Origin of the sequence: Catenovulum agarivorans YM01 (genome assembly GCF_000281085.1) — a bacterium.
GTDB classification, from domain to species: Bacteria; Pseudomonadota; Gammaproteobacteria; order Enterobacterales; family Alteromonadaceae; genus Catenovulum; species Catenovulum agarivorans.
Window position 1 is genome coordinate 1 of sequence record NZ_AJWM01000095.1, and the last position, 20,773, is coordinate 20,773.

Here is a 20,773-nt window from a genome sequence, read left to right on the forward strand (position 1 = left end):
AAATGTATAAGGTATTTTCGGCCATTTGCCAAATGCGGCTATACCAAGCATCGTCTGTTTCAAAATGCCCAGGTATTGATCCGACACCTGTCCAACGGTATTTTAAGCCATGTACTTTAACGCCTTTTGGAATTGTGTATTCGATGATGCGACCGTTTAACCAAGAGTATGATTCAAACTGCTGGCGGCCCGCTTTGGTGGTGTAGAAAGTTTCAATGGAGTTTAAACGCATATTTGACTTGATGTGTATGTCTAAACCCGCTTTGGCCTCAATATCAAAATATGGAGTGAAGTTTTTATTAAAATCGAGTTTACATTGAATGGTTTTTCCATCCGCAATAAAGGGAAATTTGCGTTCAGGAAAATTTTCACAGTTGGTTAAACCATAGTTGGTAAGAATTGGTATTTCACTTGGGTAGAGTTCGAAAAATGGTTCGCGGCCAGGTTGTTTTTTTGACCGAGCATTTTGCCATTTTGAGTCGTCAAAACCTGGCTGGTTCCAAGCTTGGTCACTCCAATCTTGCATATCTTTGCGTGCGTCGTACTTTACGCTCCAAGCAGCAACTCGGTAAGGATTTTTCTTAAGCACTTTTTTATCATAAGCAGGGTGGTCAATCGCTTTCCAGCTATCGTCCGATACTATTGTGCTGTCGCCAACTTGTGCTTGAAAGATAAAACCGCCTGTATTGGATGAAATATAAGTACCTTTTTGGCCATTGTCACCATAATACCAAGCCAAAGCTGCTATGGTATTTTTACCTTTTTTAAGGTATTTGCTGATATCAACTTGGTCGTAATATTTATTCGACGCAATGGGATAAAAATCAACCCTTGGTGACGGTTTTACAGGGCTTGGACCGCCAGTATAGCTGCCTTCAAATACCACCAACTCACCGTTGATCCACAGCCAATATTTAGTGTCGGCACTGATATAAGCCATGCTGTTGGCACTGGTTTCGGTTAAGTTAACTTGTTTGCGAAAAGCAGCCCATGTATTTGGATCGGTAAATTTACCTTGAGGCCAAATCCATTCGGCTGACCATTCAACGGCAAGGGATGGAAATGACAAAAATAGCAGCAAACAGCTGCATATTTTTGCCATGAGTTTAGAATTTTTCATTGTTCTTCCTAGCTCTAATTAATCTACTTACTAGGAAAATGCACGTGTTAGAAAAATTAATACCCATTGAATTTCAAATAATCACTCTAGATTAATTCCATTCAGTTGTTATCAAGCATGTTAGATTGTTGTATAGTTTGTCGAATAGAAATGTTCGATTATTTAAGGTTGAAAGGTGCCTGAAGATAGACCTTCCACTCCACGTACAAATACTGATTTAGCTTCCGCTAAACTATTTAATTCAGAGGCGTTTGCAGAGTTGTTTGAAGCAGATAAAGATCGCCTATACACCTATATCTATGCCTTCGTAAATAACTCAGCAGCCGCAGACGATATTTTTCAAGAAACTTGTTTAGCACTTTGGAAAGACTTTCATAAGTTTGAACAGGGCACTAATTTTACTAAGTGGGCTAATGGAATTGGCTTTAATCGAGTTCTATCATTTCGGCGTCAGCACAAAAAATACACGTTAGGGCTAAGTGATGATTTTTTAGTTGATTTTGAAAAAACACTCGCAGATTCAGAAGCTAATATTGTGGTTCAAGAAGCTAAATTAGGTTATTTAGAACATTGCAGGGCTTTGTTGTCAGACCCTATGAAAAAGATTTTTAATAGCTTTTATATTGAAAGCAAGACAGCACAAGAAGTAGCTGATGATACAGGGCGTTCGGTTTTCGCGATAAGAAAAGCCGTACATAAAATGCGCCAGAAGATTTTCGATTGTGTTGATGAAAAAGAGCAAGAGGGGGACTCGTGAAACGAAGCGAAAAATTTGCCGATATTCGTGAAATAGCCGATGAAGTTTGCTCAAATACAGCAACAACAGAACAATTACAGCAGCTAGAAAAAAAGCTCAAAGACGATCCTGAAGCCAAGCTGTTTTATTTTGACTACCTCAGAGTTCACAACGGCTTAAAATCGGCAGCTGATCGCAATATGGAAATTGTCTATAGGCGCATCAGAGAAACAGAAGAAGTAATTATTCGCCCACAAGGGGAGTCAGCGCCAGATGGTGCCACTATCATTGAACAAGGCGCAGGGGTAAATGTAGCGGATATACCTAAATGGAAGAATATTATTTTAGTTGTGGCAATTATTGTTAGCTTAATATTGCTGGTTATTTTTACCAAAACTGAACAAGCTTTTTCTGCCCACATCTCCCAAGGCCAACTCAATATTGAAAGTAATGGACGCATTGACTCAGATACACTTTATGGTGGTGAATACAGCGTTGCAAAAGATGCTGTTTTAACACTAAACAACGGTGATATTTTTGAGCTGGCAGCAGGTTCTCGCATAAAGCTGTTTACTCACAGTGAAATTCAATTAATTGAAGGTCAACTGAACATTATTGCTGTTTCAGGTCAAAACATAATAGTAGATGGTACAAACTTTAAATTAAATTCAAATGGTGACGATTTGTCGGTTAATTTGACCAACAATCAACCCGAAATCACCAGTGGCAAAAATACCACAATTATCCCACAGCGTTGGCGGCCACAACATTACTGGCCGTTTGACAGCGATAGTGATCGAGCTGTCAATTTAACAAATAACGCGCATGGTGTACCTGCATTTACTGCCACCAAAGTGAAAGGATTAGTTGGTGATGGTGCGTATTATTTTGATAATACACAAAACGCTAGGATAGAGCTGGGCACTGGTGGTGGTTCCGCACCTGCAACAGGCACTTTTTCTGCGACGGATGGTGTAACGATTGAAGCACTTATTGCACCTAAATTTACCGGGGAAAAAGGTGAAATGGATGAAATTTTTCGCAAGGGTCACCTTGATGGAGAATTACGCGTGTCGCTTGCTTTGCATAATATTGCAGCATCAAAATTCATGCACCCTGTGACGAATACACTTGAAAATTTGAGTTTTGGTTTGCATATAGTTGGTCAAGGTTACCAAGAGTTAAAGTTAATGTTAGACGGCAAAGATGGTCGACCCACCCTTGCAGAGCTTACCAATGGTGATATGTATCATGTGGTGGCAAGTTATGACGCAAAAACTGGCCTTAAAGCTTTGTATATAAATGGCAAAATGTTAGCTTCTTATCAATACCCTGCAGGATCAAAACTGTTAGTCGGAGGCCCTGGAAACGCGGCTATAGGCAATAATCCGACTAAGCGCTTTTGGGATAAATTTGCCTATTATGGAATTATTGATGAAGTTGCCTATTATGACTTTGCGCTACCGCCACTAATGGTATCTGCTCATTTTGAGCATGTTAAGCAAGGTAAAAACTATTATGGGTTCCAACCAAATATCAAGGCTTTGCCTGAGCAACCACAGTTACAATTACCAGCAAATAAACAATTAAAGTTGGATAGTTCAACTGGTTTACCAGCTAGGTTGATTAACTAATAAGCTAGAGCCTGCTTAACTAGGCTCTAGCTCCACAATCTTACTCTTCACTCGCTCAATATAAAATCTCAACAATTAAGCTAATTGGGGTATCAATTTCCCTTAACTAACGACCTATTTTTAAAAAGTCATTTAGAAAAAGATTTATATGAAACACAAAATATTCAAAATTTGCTTTATTGTCCCATTATTATTCAGTTGCTTGTCACATGCGGCTGATATTAAACACGGCCTGCGAGATAGTGATGGCCGTCATATGATCCCTCGAGGTTTTGTTGTTAATACCAATGATGCAGCAGGGCCGGTTGATTTTAACGAAGAAGACTACATACGTATGGTTCGCATGGGAGCCAACGTGCAGGTGGTTAGACTCGAATTAGGTCGGCTCAGTACATTTGGCAGCTCAGAATTCCAACCTGAATATCTAGAAAGATTAAAACGTGCTGTACGTTTGGGTCGTGAAGCTGGAATAAAAACCGTATTTAAATTAACAGTTTATGGTGCTGGTGGTTTTTCATGGCCAGATTTATATTTTAATAAAAACAATGCGCAGCAAACTTATATAGCAGCATGGCGTCATATTTGGCATGCCTTTAAAGATAATAATGCGGTACTGGGCTACGACTTGGTCAATGAGCCACGCAAACAAGAATTACCTCAATCATACGATGAACTGACCAGTGATTACCTGATCCCTTTATATGAAAAACTTATTGATGAGGCGATCCCTTATAGCGATAACAAACTGTTTTTGATTCAGACTATTTTTATGAACAAAGGTGAGGCAATTAATAAAAATCAATATGCTGAAATCAAACAAAAGATTAACCGTAAAAACATAGTATTTGCGCCGCATATCTACCAAGAATACATAGACTACATTGAGCCGACTATGGCTAGGTTTGACAAAGAATCAGAGCTATTGAAAGCACCAATTTTAATTGGCGAATGGGGATTTCCGACCTTATTAACCACAGATAAGTCAGTGAAAGAACAGCTGCACTATATAGATTTTTACATTCGCACCGCTGAAATATTTGATCAAATGGGTGTGGGTTCAATTAAAGCTTGGTTTTTAGGTAACAGAAGTTATCAAAATTTTTTGCCAGGCGGGAAATCAACTTGGGCAATCTTTTCTGACAAACAGGCGCAAGGTACGGTTGAGAGAAAGTATATTACCGATATTATCGCCCGCCCTTATCCTCAGTACATTGCTGGCGACATCAAAAACTTTATGTTTCACTTTGCAACCCGCACGTTAGATTTAAATATTAAAACCGATAACAGCAAAGGTATTTCCAAGATATTTGTCGCTGCAGACCGTCATTACCCAGATGGATTCTCAGTCTTGATTGGTGATGATTTAATTTTGACCAAAAGCCCCATGGCAACTGGACTTAGGGTATACCAATCAAAAGCCAATACGGATCCCAGCAATATTATTTGGGACGAAGACAGACAACAACTGGTTGTTTTGGCATGGCCAACTGATAAAGAGGTCGTGAATGTCACAGTACAACCTGGCATTTATAAAAGGCCAGATCTTGCAGCGAAGAATTAGTCTTCCTATACTTTGGTTAACTTTTTGTAAAAACAATGTGTCAGCACTAAAGGGTTCAACTTGCCTTCAAATAGAGTCATTTCATCCACAAAAAACACTGACAATGTGCTAAATACAGGCTCGTCGAACGTGCCTGTATATAAGCAGTTTGGAGATTTGTTTCGTGAAGATAAAGGACGGTTATATTCTTATATTCATGCTTTGGTTGCAGATAAAGTCGCTGCAGATGATATTTTCCAAGAAACCTGTTTAACGCTTTGGACAGAATTTGCCAAATTTGAAATTGGTACAAGTTTCTCTAAGTGGGCAAATGCCATTGCATACCGAAGAGTTTTAGCTTTTTACCGTACCAACAAAAAATATACTTTAGGTTTAGACGAGGATTTCCTTGTAGATATTAATGAAGGTTATGTAGAACTCGAGACTTCATCCACTCAGCTAGAACAAAAGCTTCATTATTTAGAGCTATGTTTGCAGCGCCTTTCTACTCCTCTACAGCAGGTTTACGAACAATTTTACGTAAAAAATCACACTGCCAATGAAATTGCATCCGATAGCGGTCGGTCGATTCACGCTATTCGCAAAGTGGTGCATAAAATAAGACAGAGGATATTTGACTGCGTTGACGAAAAAGCACAACAAGAGGATCTATTGTGAAGCGAAGTGAGAAGTTTTCTGAAATAAGAAAAATTGCTGATGATATTTGTTCTGGCTCTGCAACTGAAGGACAAGTTCAGCAACTAAAACAGCAGCTGAAAGACAATCTGGAGGCCAAGCGCTTTTATTTTGATTACATCCGAGTCAACGAAGCGATGAAATCTGGCTCGGAACGTAATATGGAAGTGGTTTATGAACGAATCTCAGAAAAACTGACTATTCGTCCTCATAGCGATAAGGTTATTGATGATCCGGATGATTTTCAAAAAGCCATGGCGTACAGCTTAAATGAACCAACTAACGCCAAGCGCTATACTAAGTTAGCTATTATTGTTGCAGCCATTCTATTCGTGATAGTAGCTGCTGTTGTTATTTGGGCACTAAAACCAAACCCAACTGTTTTCTCTGCAAATATTGTTGAAGGTAAGCTGGCTATTGTTGGTAAAGGCAGAATCGATGCTAATACCCTTTACAGCGGTGATTACCAAGTAGTGCAAGATGCAAGGGTAGAGTTAAGTAGTGGCGATACATTGTATTTGTCATCTGGCGCTCAAGTAAAATTAGTCAGTGACAATGAAGTTGCCTTGAAAGCAGGAGAACTTAAAATTGAACCTGTGTCAGGAAGTGACATTGCTGTTCACGGTGCAAATTTTGAGTTACGTTCAAACGGTGACCCATTGTCTATTGATTTAACCGCACAACAACCCATTGTTACAAGTGGTAACAACACTGTTTTATATGCGAAACGCTGGCGCCCAACACATTATTGGCCTTTCGACGGACGCAGCGATCGTGTTATCAACGCAGCAAATGATGCCCATGGCATAGCTTCGCCTGGGGCAATTAGAGTGCATGGGATTGTCGGTAGCGGCGCTTTTTCATTTGATAATGGCCGTGACGCCCGTATTGACGTTGGCTCAGGCGGTGGAACAGCCCCAGCAACAGGCTCATTTTCAGTAACTGACGGCATAACCATTGAAGCATTAATTCAACCTCAATTTACTGGCAAAAGAGGTGAACAAGATGAAATATTTAGAAAAGGTGGTATCGATGGAGAATTTCGTTTTCATTTGTCCTTTCAACATGATACTTGGAAAAAAGATTATATCAGCCCGATAGTTAACCCAGGTGCAAGCCTAAGTTTCGGTTTGTACCTTGTTGGTCCTGGCTACCACGAGCTTAAACTGCCACTAGATGGAAAAGATGGCAGGCCAACTTTAGCTAAATTAAAAGATGGCAGTACCTACCACATAGTTGCAAGTTATGATGTAAATACGGGTTTTAAAGCTATTTATATGAATGGTCAACTATTAGCATCTCAACATTATGCTCCGGGAGTGAAGATGCTCACAGGCGGTCCTGGACCTGCGGTGATTGGCGGCAATCCTACTTGGGATAAATGGGAAAAATTTGCTTTTTCAGGGGTGATTGACGAATTAGCCATTTATGATTTTGCATTGCCTCCTTTTGTCATAAGTCAGCATATTGAGCAAGTTCAGCAAGGGAAAAATTATTACGGATTACGACCAACGTCAGCTGCACTTCCTGAACAGATTAAAATTAACTTGCCACCAGAAAGCAGACTTGTTCTGGATGCATTGACAGGTTTGCCTCAGAAGGTACTTAAATAGCGTCCTAAGCTATTCTTTAAGCCCATACCCCAGCTTTTTTACATTGGGGTATGCAACCTATCCAAATAAAAAATATTTCCTCGAAAAAAATCTCACGTCTAGGGTAGTAGCTTTTCACATTAACAAACCTATTACAAAGTAAGGTGTTGTTAGTTCGCTAAACCCTTGCTTTGCCACTTTCCTGCAATCAATTTAAAGCAGGCCGCCCATTAGATGGTGTTGTGGTAACCGCTCAGCGTTGTTGGAAAGTGAAAAGTTAATAAAAATTAAGTTACATTGGGATCATAAAATGACAAATAAAAATAGAAATTTAGACAATAGCAAGCTCCCCAAATATGCGATTTATGGTGTTGCAGGTGCTTTGCTCGCTGTTGGCTCACCGAGCATACTTGCGCAGCAAGTTAATGCGGCGCTTAATGCTAAAAAAAACGATGACCAAGAGCTAGAAATTATTCAAGTGACGGGCGTTCGTTCATCACTTGAAGAAGCGCTCAACACCAAGCGTGAAGCTGTGTCTATTGTTGATGCGATTTCAGCAACGGATATAGATGCACTACCAGCACTTGATTTAGGTGAAGCGTTGCAGGCCATTCCAGGTATTCAATTAAACCGAGATGAAGAAGGCCGCCAATCTTCAATTAATTTACGTGGTTTATCCGGTGGTTTTATTAAAACTACCGCTGCAGGGCAGTCATTTGCAACCCCAAGCCGTAGTAGCGGAGAGGTAGGTGACGAAAATCCTTTTGGCGCATTTGAAGCAGGCGTGTTTGATGGAGTTACAGTGGTAAAAAGTCCTACTGCTGATATGCAAGTAGGCGGCATTGCAGGTGTAGTAGACAAAAAATTACAACGCGCTTTAGCTAAAAAAGACGGTAAATTCAGCATAAGTTTAGGTGGACGTTATGAGGCGCTAAGAGAAAGTTGGGATAAAGAATTTAAACTTTCTGGTTCAAAACATTTGATTAAAGATGAGTTGGCGGTAGCATTTAAAATAGCGGGGTCTACGCAAAATTTCCGTCGTGACACTGCTAACTTTACAAGCTATGTACCTTTGTCTCAATTTAAAGCGCTAAACGGTGGTGCTCAAGAAGGTAACTATAGAGAATATGATGCCTATGTTGCACAGCACAACCTGCCGGAAAACGCTGTAGTCAGAGCAGTAGCGCTTGCTCGAAATAACACTGAATCAAGTAAAGGAGATAGACTGTCGTTTACGGGTAATATTGAGTGGAAAGTATCAGAGGCGCTTAAATTAGGTGTACACCTGCTTTATACCAAACGTGCATTGGACGATGGTATTAAAGAAGATACCCAAATAAGCTCTGCTTACAATACTAGAAACCCAGCTCGCAGTGGCCGCGGTTACGAAATTATCCCAACGTCTGCACCATTTTTTATGGCTAACATTGAAGAAGAGGATGGCTCGGTCACGCCAGTTTATGGGGTATCTTCTGTAGAGCTTGTGAATGCTAATTATACGCCTGCTACACGTATTAATAACTACACAGAAGAAGCAAAAGGACTATTTTTATACGCGGATTACCGAAAGGGCAATTGGGCGTTAGATGGCACAATTACTTATTCTGATTCTTCAAATTTGTATGAAGAGAATGCCTTTGATATTCGTCATCAGGATGTGCCACACCCGCGCAACAAACCAACGGGCATCAGTGCGTCAATTGATACAGCAAAGGGCGACTTAAATGCGGCTTCAGTTGACATTCAGGGGTGGGACAGTTTTAGCTATAGTGGCACTTGGAACCCAGGCTCGCTAACTTCTTTTTCTTCTAGTTTAGATAAAACAGTTAATCAAGACAGAGCCGTCAATTTTTATGCCCATGGTACAGTAGATAACCCAACGCGTGATACCAACAGTATTGAATTGAATGCTAAGCGTTTTGTCGACTTTGGTTTTGACGATGTGTTTAAAGTTTCTTCAATTAAATTTGGTGGACGTTATGCCAATGAAAATTTAGAAAACTATCTAAGAAGGGTTGGTGTTGCTGGAGTTGATTTTGACTCTGTGATTGATAATGATATTTTTAGTAAAACGCTATTTTCTGATACGCAAGGCGCGTTTTTTAATGGTAATTATCCAGGTGCGTTTAATAGCTCAAATGGTTGGCAATCTATCGATGCTGCAGCTGTAAAGGCCGCATTAGTAGCGACTCGAGTCGATGTCGAGGGCGGAGTTGTTATTGAACCAAGTGGCCTGTATGCAAAAATGGATGGACCGCACCTAGAAAGATACGGAGAAAACTTTACCGCGAAACAAACTAATACTGCTGCTTATTTTATGACTGAGTTTGAGGGTGGATTAGGGGCGGTTACCTACACAGGTAATGCGGGGGTAAGATATGTTGGAACCGACAATGAATTGGTTGGACTTAATCGTATAAAAACTGACGACTCTGATGAATTGGTTCCAGTCACTGTGAATAAAACATATAACCATTTATTACCATCTATAAATGTGAGCTTTGAATTAACGGATGATGTGATATTGCGAACAGCATACTCAGAAGCATTAGTAAGACCCAATTTACGTTTCCAAACGCCGACCATTTCAAGTAATCCTGGTTCCGCAGCGGTAAGAATTGATTTACCACGAAGTGATGTTGAGCCTTATACAGCAGATATGTACGACCTTTCACTTGAGTGGTATAACCGTGAGGGTAGTGCGATATCTGTTGGTATGTTTCACAAAGAAATTGAAGGTTTATTTGATAGAAAGCCTGTTTGTCCAGTTGGTGAAGATTTAAGTTTGTACTCACCTGATCTAGGTGAAATTGAAGCTTATTTCAACGAAGGTAGTGCTGCAGAACAATGTCGCGAAATTCAAATCAGGCAAGATCACAATGGTGATGATGTGCAACGTGCAGTTATCATAACTCGTTCATTCAATAGTGACGCTAAGATTAAATTAACCGGTTATGAATTAGCAGTTCAACAGAAGTTAGACTTTTTACCTTACCCTTGGAATGGTTTTGGTGGTGTATTTAACTATACGCATATTGAACAAGAAACAGATGGTGAGGAATCGCTGTTCAAAATTGCGCCTGATTCTTATAACTTGATTGGTTATTACGAAAATGATGGCGTGAGTATACGTTTATCCTATAACTGGCGCAGCGACTCTATTTTAGAAGGGGGATCGCAATTTTTAGGGCCAGATCAACGTAACCAAAAAGCGGGCGGTCGTTTAGATTTATCGTCTTCGTATAAGATAAATAAAGGTTTACAGGTATTCTTCCGAGCGTTTAATTTAAATGACGAACAGCGTTATGAGTACATAGGTGATAATGAAGATGCGGTTTACCGTGTAGATTATACGGGACGTACCTATCAAGTGAGCTTAAATTATAATTTCTAATATAGTTTGAGACTTAGATCTGCATAATAAGTGGCGCTTTGCGCCGCTTCATTTATAACTGTAAGGGAATGTGCAACAAGCTCTAAATCAAAGGTCAACTTTTCTGCTGACCTTTTCTTTAACTGCCAATCAATAATACGACCTAACCTAATATCAATAAACTAGCCGAGCTTTCACCCTATATTCCCCTGGCGCCAAATTGAGCATAGCCGAGGCAGCTTCAGGCTTGCCGTTAAGGATTAAGCTGTTAGCAGATAAATCAGGCAATACAATATCGGCTGTAGTATTTTTGGGAATAACAACCTTCATTGTGAAGTCTTGCCCCTCGATAGCCCAAGCTACATTAACCTCACCATGAGGTGTTAAATATCCACCCTTAGCATTTGATAACTGTTTACCTAATTGCGGTTCGATACGTATGTGTTTAAACCCAGGTTGTGCTGGGGTAATGCCTAAAATACCTTCGTAAAACCAACGCGAAATGGTGCCATAGGCGTAATGATTTAACGAGTTCATTCCCATAGCGTTGAAACCATCTTTCTCAGTATATGAGTTCCAACGCTCCCAAGTTGTTGTTGCGCCATTGTTGATTGAATAAAACCAAGACGGGTAGGTTTCTTTAAAGATTAACTGGTAAATAATGTCGCTGCGTCCAGCCTCTTGTAATACCTTAGTTAATAATGGTGTACCTAAAAAACCTGTGCGGAGGTGATTGTCAGCTTGTTTTAGCAACTCAATTAACTTATCTAACGCCAGTGCTCTTTTATTTTCTGGAAATAATTGATATGCCAAACCTAACAAATAAGTGGTTTGAGTTGGTATCGCATTTTCTAACTTGAGATTAAGGTTTTGCTCAAAAAAATGATGATAAAACGCGTGTTTAACCTTGCTATGAAGTTCGGTTAAATCTTGAACATCTTTATCTTTGTTTAGCACCTTAGCGGCTTTAATGGTTAACGCTAACGAATGTGCAAAATAAGCTGTACCAATTAACTCGAAATTAGTATCACCTCGACTGCCGTTTTCACCGTCGCCTGAATTATTAGGGTAGGGCTGCAACCAGTCGCCAAAAGTTTTCATTTTAGAGATATAGTTTTCGCTTTGCAGTTGATGATAATTGACCCACTTTTTCATCATTGCATAGTTATCAGCAAGAATCGTTTTGTCGCCCGATACCATATACAACTCCCACGGTATAATAGTAACGGCATCACCCCAACCTGAGGAGGCAAAGTTTATCCAATCAACGAAAGGAATATAAACTGGCACCTTACCATCAGCAGATTGCTCTTCACGCACACTTTCCAACCAGGCTGACCAAAAACCATAAACATCCGCCATGTACATAGATGGCGTAACAAATACTTGCGCATCACCAGTCCAACCTAAACGCTCGTCACGCTGAGGACAATCAAGCGGGATGTCATAAAAATTGCTTTTTAAGCCCCAAATAATGTTTTGCGTTAATTGATTTAGTTTTTTATGAGAGCTCGCAAAATTTGCATGAATATTTACGTCTGAATGCTGAACAATGGCGGTTGCCCAGTTTTTATTCGGTGACTTGCTTTGGTCAAAACCTGAAATTTCAATGTAGCGATAGCCAAAATAGGTAAAAGTTGGTTGGTATTCAATTATGCCGGTTTTACTTGGGGTGAAAGTTAATTCTGATTTAGCACTTCGATAGTTGTCGGTGTAAAACTCACCTTTATGTAAGGCTTCGGCAAAACGAACTTTGATGTTTTGGCCTGCTAACGCTGGAATGGATAATTTAGGTACACCCGCCATATTTTGGCCAAAATCAAAAATAACTTTTCCTGGCTCATTTTTCACAATATCTTTTACAGGCAAGGTTTGTACGTTTCGAACAGGTGTGTGGCGCTTTGGTACAATTGCGACATTACTGTCTAACGCTGTAGCACTAGCAGCCTGCCAATTATCGTCAATGCGATTAAATTGTGTGCTTGTCCAACCTGGCATTTCAAAGTGTTGATCGTAATGTTCACCATCATAGATGCTACTGAAACGTATTGGCCCATGCATACTTACCTGCCAGCTTTCGTCTGAAACAATAGCTTCTCTCGAACCATCTGTGTAGGTCACTTCTAGCTGAGCTAATAATCGAGCAGGTAACCTATGTTCTTTATCGGTAAATTTATACACTCGGCCAGCATACCAGCCGCCTGAAATTGCAGCTGCCAAGACGTTTTCGCCTTGGTTTAAACTTTGAGTTACGTCATAAGTTAATGATTCAATGCGTTTTTGATACGGCGTCCATCCTGGGGTCATCACATCTTGTTGCGATACTGTTTTGCCATTAATAAAAGGTTTAAATAAGCCTTTGGCAGAAATATACAATCTCGCTTGCTTAACTTCACCTGCTAGGGTGAATGATTTACGTAGGTATTGTGATGCAGCCAGTGCTGATTGAGTTGGTGACTGATGGAGCTCTGTGTCTGGATGGCCTATCCATTTTGCTTGCCAAGCGTTATTAGACAATAAACCCAATTCAATCGATTGTGTTTGGCTCCAAGTCGACACTTGATCTTGTTCATTCCAAGCGCGCACGCGCCAGTAGACTATTTGGCGGGAGTTTAAGGTTTTACCCTGATATTTAATCCAAGATGTTTCTTGAGAGTGAATTTTGCCACTGTCCCACAAGTCAGCATTAAGGTTAAATAACGATTTGTCCGTAACCACTTGCACTTGATACGCGCTTTGATTTTTACCCTTAAAGGTATCAGCTAACTGCCATGAAAAGCGTGGTGACTTCTCGTAATAGCCAAGCGGCTCAACAAAACCTTCACCTACTTTAAGGGCTGTTGGAGCCGTAAGCAATCCAGTAATAGTTAATGGCGTTTCTTTGGGTGTATTACCACTGCATGCGCTCAGCAGTAAGAGTGCTATATATGTTGCGATAACACGCAAACACTTTGTTGTTAATTTTGTAGTACGAATGAACATCAGATGATCCAGCATAATTAATTTTAAGTTGAAATGTTGGGGAGTAAAATTAAAAAATAGCCAGCTGCAAACTGGCTATTTTCACTATGGTTAATTGGGGTTTAATCTTTTAATCAACGCTGGTAAATATCCAAACTTGGTTGCTGGTAGAAAAGTCTCTTTTCTCCCATAACTTAATATCTTGACCATTACTGCCACCATTGCCGCCATCAACGGCGTAACCTGTTGAATTGCGCTTGATGAGTTGATGTTTATTGCCACCGAAACTAACTTTTTGGAAATGCTGGTTTTGATTCGACCAACTACACGACTCCAATTTGAGCGTTTGACCGTTAGCGCCGCCACTGCCAGCATCTAAACAAAAGCTAGTGCCGCGTTTTTTATAACGATAGTAGTTGCTGCCAATATTATCTTCTTCAAATTGCTGATTGATGTTGCCAACGGCTTTGTTCCACAATTTGACGTTTTGACCAGCCGATGCGCCCGTACCGGCATCCAGCGCAAAATCAGAACTATTTGCTTTAGTTAGGTGAACATAAACAGGCACTTTATTAACGCCAATATGCTGCACCGTAGAGTAGATTTTTGTACCGTTGGTTTTTATCGCAATCGCGTCAATGGTGTAATCACCAGCGGTAGTAGGCGTCCAGCTGTGTTGATAAGGTGCCGTGGTGTCAGTTTTCAAAAAGCTACCGTTAACTTGGAAGTTCACTTTCTGAATATCGTCATCAGAACTAAAAGCGTCCGCTTTTAACGTGATTGTTTGGCCTAAATTAAACTGGCTACCTTGTGTTGGAGCGGTAACTTCAACAGTGAATAATTCATCTTCAAGCCCTGCGCTACGTAATTCAATAATATTTAATGAAAGCTGCGGTAAGTTGATCGCGCCTGAACCGTCTTTAACTAAAGATAATGAACTGGTATCTACAGGGATCTCTGGAGCATGCCCCATCCAATTGAACGATAAAGCTTGGTGTTTGAAGCTGCCATAGTATTGGCTGCCATCAATCTTCGCCTTAAATGGCACTGATTTGTTGGTTTTATTAACCACAAATAAATACGTTTTACCGTTTTTAACCACGGCGCGGGCACTAACAGCGTCAACATCATTAATGAGCTTTGGACTGTCAATGGTGCTGCTGATCATGGTGCTATTTTCTAGTGCCGAGCGAATGATTTCATAAGCTTGACCAAAGGCCGTTTTTTCCAGTGGGTACTTGATGCGTGGGCGTTCAGCACCGCTTGGTGAGATGTACGTTTCCCACACATAAAATGAATTTAATTGACCATTTACGCTGAACCAGTTGGCGCGTTCATATCTATGCTGGTTTTCGCTCATAAATAGATACACATCAGCCATACCCAAAGCAGAAACAGCGTTAGCATCACCTGATTTAACCCCCCATTCCGATAACCAAATCGGTTTGTTGGGCGCGACTTGTCCTGCGTAATCATCTATAGATTTTGCCATGTGATGCCTGGCAGTTAACGAAGTACCATAAGCATCATCACTATTAGAGGCATCGTCAGGATCGCTCCCTACATAGGTATGCACAGTAACTGCATCGAAATAACTTAGATCGGCGGCTAAATCAGCATTCCAGTTGCTATTGGCTGAATTTTCACGGCGCAACATAGGCACGGATACTTTAATGGTTTGATCGGCAGCTTTCAGTGCTGCAGACATAGATTTAGCGCGTGCAATGTAGTCTTCAACATTGGGAATAATTGAACTGCGCTGACCTGGGTAAAAGTTTTCGTTACCCATCTCAATGGCATTGACTTGAAACCCTCGGCTCACTAAATCGTGATAGCGCGCCATCGACACTGGGCTACCATCGTTAGAAACATTGCCTCCTGCTTCGCCATCAGCACTCATATTGAAGGTCCACAACATATCGAAACCTTGGCCTTCAGATGATTTTTTTTCGCTGTTGAGGTCGGTTAAACCATCGATACCAACCTTGGTACCGACACTTTCAAAGGTTTGAATTTGTGCTAGGTGACTTAGGGTGGTCGACCTTAGACCACTATCGTGATTGTATTGGAATGAGTCCGTACCAAATACTCGTGTGCCATCGGTTTGCCAGTCGTACCAATTTGCCCACAGTCCATGTGGAAAGCGAATGGTGCTAGGATCATTTCTGTGGATCAATTCTTTTTCCGTCGTGGTGGTAAAACCAAAAATGTTGGTGCCCAGTAACTTGTTGTTAAATTTTTCTTGTTTTGACGAGTCGATATTGACGGTGACTTCTATGCTTGATGGCAGGTCAAACGGATATGCCGCCACTTGAGTAGTAACTAAAGCACTGAGTGCTGTAATAGCTACTATTTTAGTTTTTTTCATAAGTTATCCTTTATTAATGCTGTATGTTAGTGATTACAAGACTGTTCTGGTACATCAAAGAGGTGTGTTATTAAATACCTCATGACAGTGTTAGAACAATCAAGTGCAGACGTGTTAAGTGGCTAACAATATTGTTTGCCTTTTAACCGCGCAGCATTAGTAAAGGCGCAAAAACTTATGAAATTGCTACCCATTGCAGCAATATTTGTTGTTTTTATGCAACAAGGTTGTATCAATAAGCTAACAAAGTGGGGTTGGTACCGCTCTACGAATCGTTTAAATTAAACAGTAAAATTGCTCATTTCTCTATTTAACGCTGCAATATTTCGTTTTAGGTTTTTACCGATGGTTTCGACATTTTTAATCTGATTTTCGGTATTTGTCGTTGATTCAAAAACCGTGTATGTTTTGATTTAGATCTTCAGTCACACTCGTTTGCTGTTGCGCGGCGATGGCAATAACAGCGTTGACTTCATAGCGGCCACTGCGTTTTGTGCGCCAGTTTGTAAGTTATCTATCATTACGCGGATTTGCAGTACTACTTTGTGTTCTGCTCGCCATAAATTGATACCCTCAATACTAAACAAGCCAGGTGCAATAAAAAATGTGAAATAAATTCCAGCCCTAGGGTAGTAATAAATAGCAATGAAACACCTTTAACAGGTACGAATCGTAAGATTTATTTAAATGCTATTTTCGTTTTCACTATGGAGTTTTATCTACATGATCATAACTAAAAAGCTGTTACAAGCTACGTTGGCTTGTTCGGCATTGTTGCTTGGCGCATGCGCTGATAACAATGCAGAGCAGACAACTACGGCTGGTAATAAAAGCCAAAATCAAGCACAAACTGGAGATAGGGTTAAATACAGTTTTAACCCCGATTGGAAATTTATTAAAGCCAATCCTATTGATGCACATAAAGTCGACTTTGATGACAGCCAATGGCAATCAGTTAACACTCCACATACCTTCAATGATATCGACACATTTGACGAATACAGTGTTGGTAAACACAAAGGGGAAATCAATCAATGGCGTGGCACAGTTTGGTACCGTAAGCACTTTAAATTGCCTGCTGATCAACACAACAAAAAAGTATTTATTGAGTTTGAATCGGTACGCCAAGTTGCAGATGTGTACTTAAACGGTGTGCATTTGGGTAAAAACCAAACTGGTTTTATTCCGTTTGGGTACGATTTAACGCCTTATTTAAATAAAGATGGAGCAAACAACGTCTTAGCCGTTAAAGTAAATAATGAACGTGGTGAGCACTTTCGCGATAACTTCCCATTAGTGTGGAACCACGAACATTGGCATCCTACGCATGGTGGTATCTACCGTAACGTTTATTTACACACTATGAATCCAGTACACATTACCTTACCTTTATACGACAACTTAAAAACGCTTGGTACGTATGTTTACACTGAAAATGTTAGCGAAAAAAATGCTGATGTTAGCGTGCAAGCACAAGTTAAAAACAACCTAAAAAGTGCTGAAAGTGTTGAGGTAGTGGCAGAAATTGTCGACAACGACGGTAAAGTTGTTGAAACATTATCAACAACTTCTAACCTTGCTGCTGGTGCCATGATTAATTTTGAAGTATCAGGCAAAGTTGCCAACCCTAAGTTATGGTCAACTCGTTACCCTTATTTATATACAGTGGTAACTAAAGTAAAAATTGCTGGCAAAGTCGTGGATAGTTACAACACGCCATTGGGTATTCGTGATTTTGAATTTAATAAAGACACTGGTTTTTGGTTAAACGGTGAAAACATTAAGTTAACAGGTTGGGGACAAAAACCAACGGGTGCATGGGCTGGTTTAGGTGCCGCAATGCCAGATTGGATGCGTGAATATACCTTTAGATTAATGGATGAAGCAGGTGGTAACTTTATTCGTTGGGGACACGCTGCAGGCGCGCCAGCTGAAGTTGCTATGGGTGATAAATACGGTTTTGTTACTTTAATGCCAGGTGTTGCGGGTGAATCTTCAGATTCGGGCGAAACTTGGGATATTCGTTATGCTGCGTTTAAAGACACCCTAGTTTATTACCGTAATCATCCAAGTATCTTTATTTGGGAAGGTGGGAACTGGGGGGAAACGCATGCCAACTATAAAGACATTTTAGCCGCGATTGCTGAGTTTGATCCTAAAGGTAATCGTTTAATGGGTAACCGTCGTGCCGATGTGAAACTAGCTTCAAAAGATTATGTAACTATCGAAGTAGGCACTGAAGGTTGGGAACGCGAATATGCACATCTGCCAATAATCGAAAGTGAATATAACCGTGACGAAGGACCTCGTCGTGTATGGGATAAATATTCACCAGACAATAATTTTTATTCTAGCCCTCGATTTAAAAACAACGTTTACAAATTTGCTTCAGAGTCGTTTGCGGTGCGCCAAGTTGAACACTGGTGGCAAAAAATGGGTAAAAAGCCATACCATAGTGGTGGTGCTAACTGGATTTTCTCCGATGGTCCACACGGTGGTCGTAACCCAACGGAAAATACGCGCGCCAGTGGTGAGGTAGATGCAGTTCGTCTACCAAAAGAAGCCTTTTATACCACCAAAGCTATGTGGCGTCCTGAGCCGCAAGCACACATAGTTGGCCACTGGAACTATGAGCCCGGTACAGTTAAAGACATGTATGTTGTTGCCAATGGTCAAGAAGTTAAGCTGTATGTTAACGACAAGCTTATAGGTAGCAACGACAAACCAGAAAATGGTTTTACCTTTAAATTTCCGCAAGTTAAGTTTGCCGCGGGTTCGATTAAAGCCGAAACCTATGTTGATGGTAAATTAACGGCAAGCCAAGTTAAACAAACAATTGGCCAACCAGTTGCGCTTAAACTGACACCAATTACTGGACCAGACGGTTGGTTGGCCAATGGTGCTGATTATTTGTTAGTTGATTTTGAAGCTGTAGATGCACTAGGTCGTCGTCATCCACTTGACCAAAGCATGGTCACTTTTAAAGTTGAAGGACCAGCTGTATGGCGTGGAGGTTATAACAGTGGTAAAGAAAAAAGTACCAATAACTTGTATCTTGAAACCGAATCAGGTATCAACCGTGTAGCGATCCGTTCGACCTTACAAGCCGGTAAGGTAACTATTACTGCTAGTCGTGAAGGTTTTGCGGATGTGAGTGTTACTGTGGCGTCAAAACCAATTAACATTGAAAACGGTTTAACCACCAAGTTACCACAAACTTATGCTCAGGATTTGCGGTTAGATCCTAAACCATTATACATGCCACCACAGCCACCCTTGCCGATTAATAGCGAAGCAAAAAGTGCTCTATTCACCAACTTTAGTTATACAGGGTTGCAAAAAGCAGTATTACGTACCAACGCATTTTGGGGTAAAAAGCCTTATATAGACCAAGAGGTTAACTATACGGTGATTCCTTCTTACCTAAATGGCGCTGAGTATATTCGTTTACCAAATGCTGATAAGGCTTATTGGGCGCGTGACCAATTGCAATTTATTGCTGGTGAAGATATGACAGTTTGGGTTGGTCATGATGATCTGGTGCCACGTCCAGCATTTTTGGCCGACTATACAGATACAGGTGACGACTTCAAGTTAGGGGAAAACACTATGTCGTTATTTGCACGCAAAGTAAAAGCAGGTGACAGCGTTATTATGGCGGGCAATGCAGATGGTGATATACCGGACAATGCAAGAATGTATGTTGTATTGGCAAAAGCCGACAAAGATAAACGCTAGTTTCATAAAAGTGATACTGCTAAGTAGTAGTCTTTAACGCTAAAGACTGATCTCAAGGGTTCAGGTTGGTGAGCAATTGTTTACTTGCCTGAACCCTCAATATTCCTCTCGAACTTGTGGCGAAAACCTTTGTGTTATCTTTAAATTTATATTGATTTAGCTCTAGTTTATTCGCGTTGAAGTAATGACTGATATAGTTTTAGCTTATGAAGATTTGCTTCAATAAAGTAATAATCGCCATAGACGATTGGTGTATCAACTTCACTGCCGCGTGGCATATGACCTGTTGCTGAATTTAATACAAAGCCTAGTTGGTACGATTTTGTTTTAGTTAAATCTGTTCGGTATTCAGTTGTCAGTGACGCCATAATTTGATCTGCATATGCTTCATACTGCTGCGCTTTTTGTTTGTTTTCGGTAAAACCTACCCAGCGGTAGAGCGCCGATGCATAAAGTGCTGCGGCTGAAGTGTCTTTTGGTACAAGTCTATCGTTGAGGTAATAAGGTTTAGTGCCACAGGCAACAAAACCATATAGTGCCCAAGCTTGCCCGCGCGCCCAAGCTGACACGTTACCTAAACCTTGCCAGTTACCAAACTGGCCTTTGTCATAATTGTATACATGATATGCAATAGGACGTTCTTTGTTGGTGTCGTCATCTTCAAAATGAAAATGGTTTAAAGACGTTTGATGTGCGTGACTAAAACCCATTTTTCGAATTGTCGGATTATCACTTTTCATTAAATGTTCAATATTCATCATGTTGTCGATAATAACAGGGTAGTGCCACGGCTCTTGTAAACTAAGCAACTCTGAAATTTTGGTGTTATTTTTTACATATTCGGCTGACATATGTGGTAGCTGCACAGTGTGAAAAATTGATGTTGGAAGATGAAGTTCGTAACGACTTCAACATGGAAATGAGCCGCTTTATTCCGAAGCAAATCATTGTTGCTTGGCGCATGCGCTGATAACAATGCAGAGCAGACAACTACGGCTGGGAATAAAAGCCAAAA

Annotated in this window: 12 protein-coding genes; 7 read left to right on the forward strand and 5 right to left on the reverse strand. The window is 40.5% G+C overall.

Going from position 1 to position 20,773, the window contains the following annotated elements:
• Window positions 1-1,120, reverse strand: a 1,120-nt coding sequence (locus tag WSC_RS0101935) for an alpha-L-rhamnosidase N-terminal domain-containing protein (protein WP_016954226.1), incomplete at its 3' end; no start/stop codon positions are given.
• Between the two features lie 175 nt (window positions 1,121-1,295).
• Here WSC_RS0101935 and WSC_RS0101940 point away from each other — a divergent pair.
• From WSC_RS0101940 to WSC_RS0101965, 6 genes are all read left to right on the forward strand, one after another.
• Window positions 1,296-1,877, forward strand: coding sequence for a sigma-70 family RNA polymerase sigma factor (locus tag WSC_RS0101940; protein WP_016954227.1), 582 nt, complete (start codon window positions 1,296-1,298; stop codon window positions 1,875-1,877).
• Window positions 1,874-3,490 carry a LamG-like jellyroll fold domain-containing protein gene (locus WSC_RS0101945; RefSeq protein ID WP_016954228.1) on the forward strand — a complete coding sequence of 539 codons (1,617 nt, stop codon included), beginning with the start codon at window positions 1,874-1,876 and terminating at the stop codon, window positions 3,488-3,490. The genes WSC_RS0101940 and WSC_RS0101945 overlap by 4 nt, the downstream gene beginning before the upstream one ends.
• Before the next feature lie 148 nt (window positions 3,491-3,638).
• A complete protein-coding gene (locus tag WSC_RS0101950) occupies window positions 3,639-5,051 on the forward strand; it encodes a cellulase family glycosylhydrolase (protein WP_016954229.1) in 1,413 nt (470 codons plus the stop codon).
• A gap of 129 nt (window positions 5,052-5,180) precedes the next feature.
• Window positions 5,181-5,708, forward strand: coding sequence for a sigma-70 family RNA polymerase sigma factor (locus tag WSC_RS0101955; RefSeq protein ID WP_016954230.1), 528 nt, complete (start codon window positions 5,181-5,183; stop codon window positions 5,706-5,708).
• Window positions 5,705-7,339, forward strand: coding sequence for a LamG-like jellyroll fold domain-containing protein (locus WSC_RS0101960; protein ID WP_016954231.1), 1,635 nt, complete (start codon window positions 5,705-5,707; stop codon window positions 7,337-7,339). Before WSC_RS0101955 ends, WSC_RS0101960 begins: the two co-directional genes overlap by 4 nt.
• 289 nt (window positions 7,340-7,628) lie before the next feature.
• Window positions 7,629-10,712 carry a TonB-dependent receptor gene (locus tag WSC_RS0101965; RefSeq protein ID WP_016954232.1) on the forward strand — a complete coding sequence of 1,028 codons (3,084 nt, stop codon included), beginning with the start codon at window positions 7,629-7,631 and terminating at the stop codon, window positions 10,710-10,712.
• Between the two features lie 153 nt (window positions 10,713-10,865).
• On the opposite strand, the gene WSC_RS0101970 is transcribed toward WSC_RS0101965, so the two are convergent.
• Both WSC_RS0101970 and WSC_RS0101975 read right to left on the reverse strand, forming a co-directional pair.
• Window positions 10,866-13,673 carry an alpha-L-rhamnosidase gene (locus tag WSC_RS0101970; protein WP_016954233.1) on the reverse strand — a complete coding sequence of 936 codons (2,808 nt, stop codon included), beginning with the start codon at window positions 13,671-13,673 and terminating at the stop codon, window positions 10,866-10,868.
• A gap of 109 nt (window positions 13,674-13,782) precedes the next feature.
• Window positions 13,783-16,020, reverse strand: a complete 2,238-nt coding sequence (locus WSC_RS0101975) for an Ig-like domain-containing protein (RefSeq protein ID WP_016954234.1) — start codon at window positions 16,018-16,020, stop codon at window positions 13,783-13,785.
• Between the two features lie 723 nt (window positions 16,021-16,743).
• Between WSC_RS0101975 and WSC_RS21580 the strand changes: the two genes are divergently transcribed.
• Window positions 16,744-19,758 (forward strand): glycoside hydrolase family 2 protein, encoded by a 3,015-nt coding sequence (locus WSC_RS21580; RefSeq protein WP_016954237.1) that lies wholly within the window; start codon window positions 16,744-16,746, stop codon window positions 19,756-19,758.
• Window positions 19,759-19,925: 167 nt separating this feature from the next.
• Here the strand turns inward: WSC_RS21580 and WSC_RS0101995 are convergent, their stop codons facing one another.
• Window positions 19,926-20,609 carry a hypothetical protein gene (locus WSC_RS0101995; protein WP_016954238.1) on the reverse strand — a complete coding sequence of 228 codons (684 nt, stop codon included), beginning with the start codon at window positions 20,607-20,609 and terminating at the stop codon, window positions 19,926-19,928.
• Window positions 20,591-20,773 (reverse strand): hypothetical protein (locus tag WSC_RS25205; protein WP_237716271.1); only part of this gene is annotated, 183 nt, incomplete at its 5' end. The genes WSC_RS25205 and WSC_RS0101995, both read right to left, overlap by 19 nt.

What these genes read in the sequence shown, in the direction of transcription:
- WSC_RS0101975 (WP_016954234.1), bottom strand. Translation starts at nt 16,020, where the DNA reads ATGAAAAAAACTAAAATAGTAGCTATTACAGCACTCAGTGCTTTAGTT.
- WSC_RS21580 (WP_016954237.1), top strand. Translation starts at nt 16,744, where the DNA reads ATGATCATAACTAAAAAGCTGTTACAAGCTACGTTGGCTTGTTCGGCA.
- WSC_RS0101965 (WP_016954232.1), top strand. Translation starts at nt 7,629, where the DNA reads ATGACAAATAAAAATAGAAATTTAGACAATAGCAAGCTCCCCAAATAT.
- WSC_RS0101970 (WP_016954233.1), bottom strand. Translation starts at nt 13,673, where the DNA reads ATGTTCATTCGTACTACAAAATTAACAACAAAGTGTTTGCGTGTTATC.
- WSC_RS0101950 (WP_016954229.1), top strand. Translation starts at nt 3,639, where the DNA reads ATGAAACACAAAATATTCAAAATTTGCTTTATTGTCCCATTATTATTC.
- WSC_RS0101995 (WP_016954238.1), bottom strand. Translation starts at nt 20,609, where the DNA reads ATGTCAGCCGAATATGTAAAAAATAACACCAAAATTTCAGAGTTGCTT.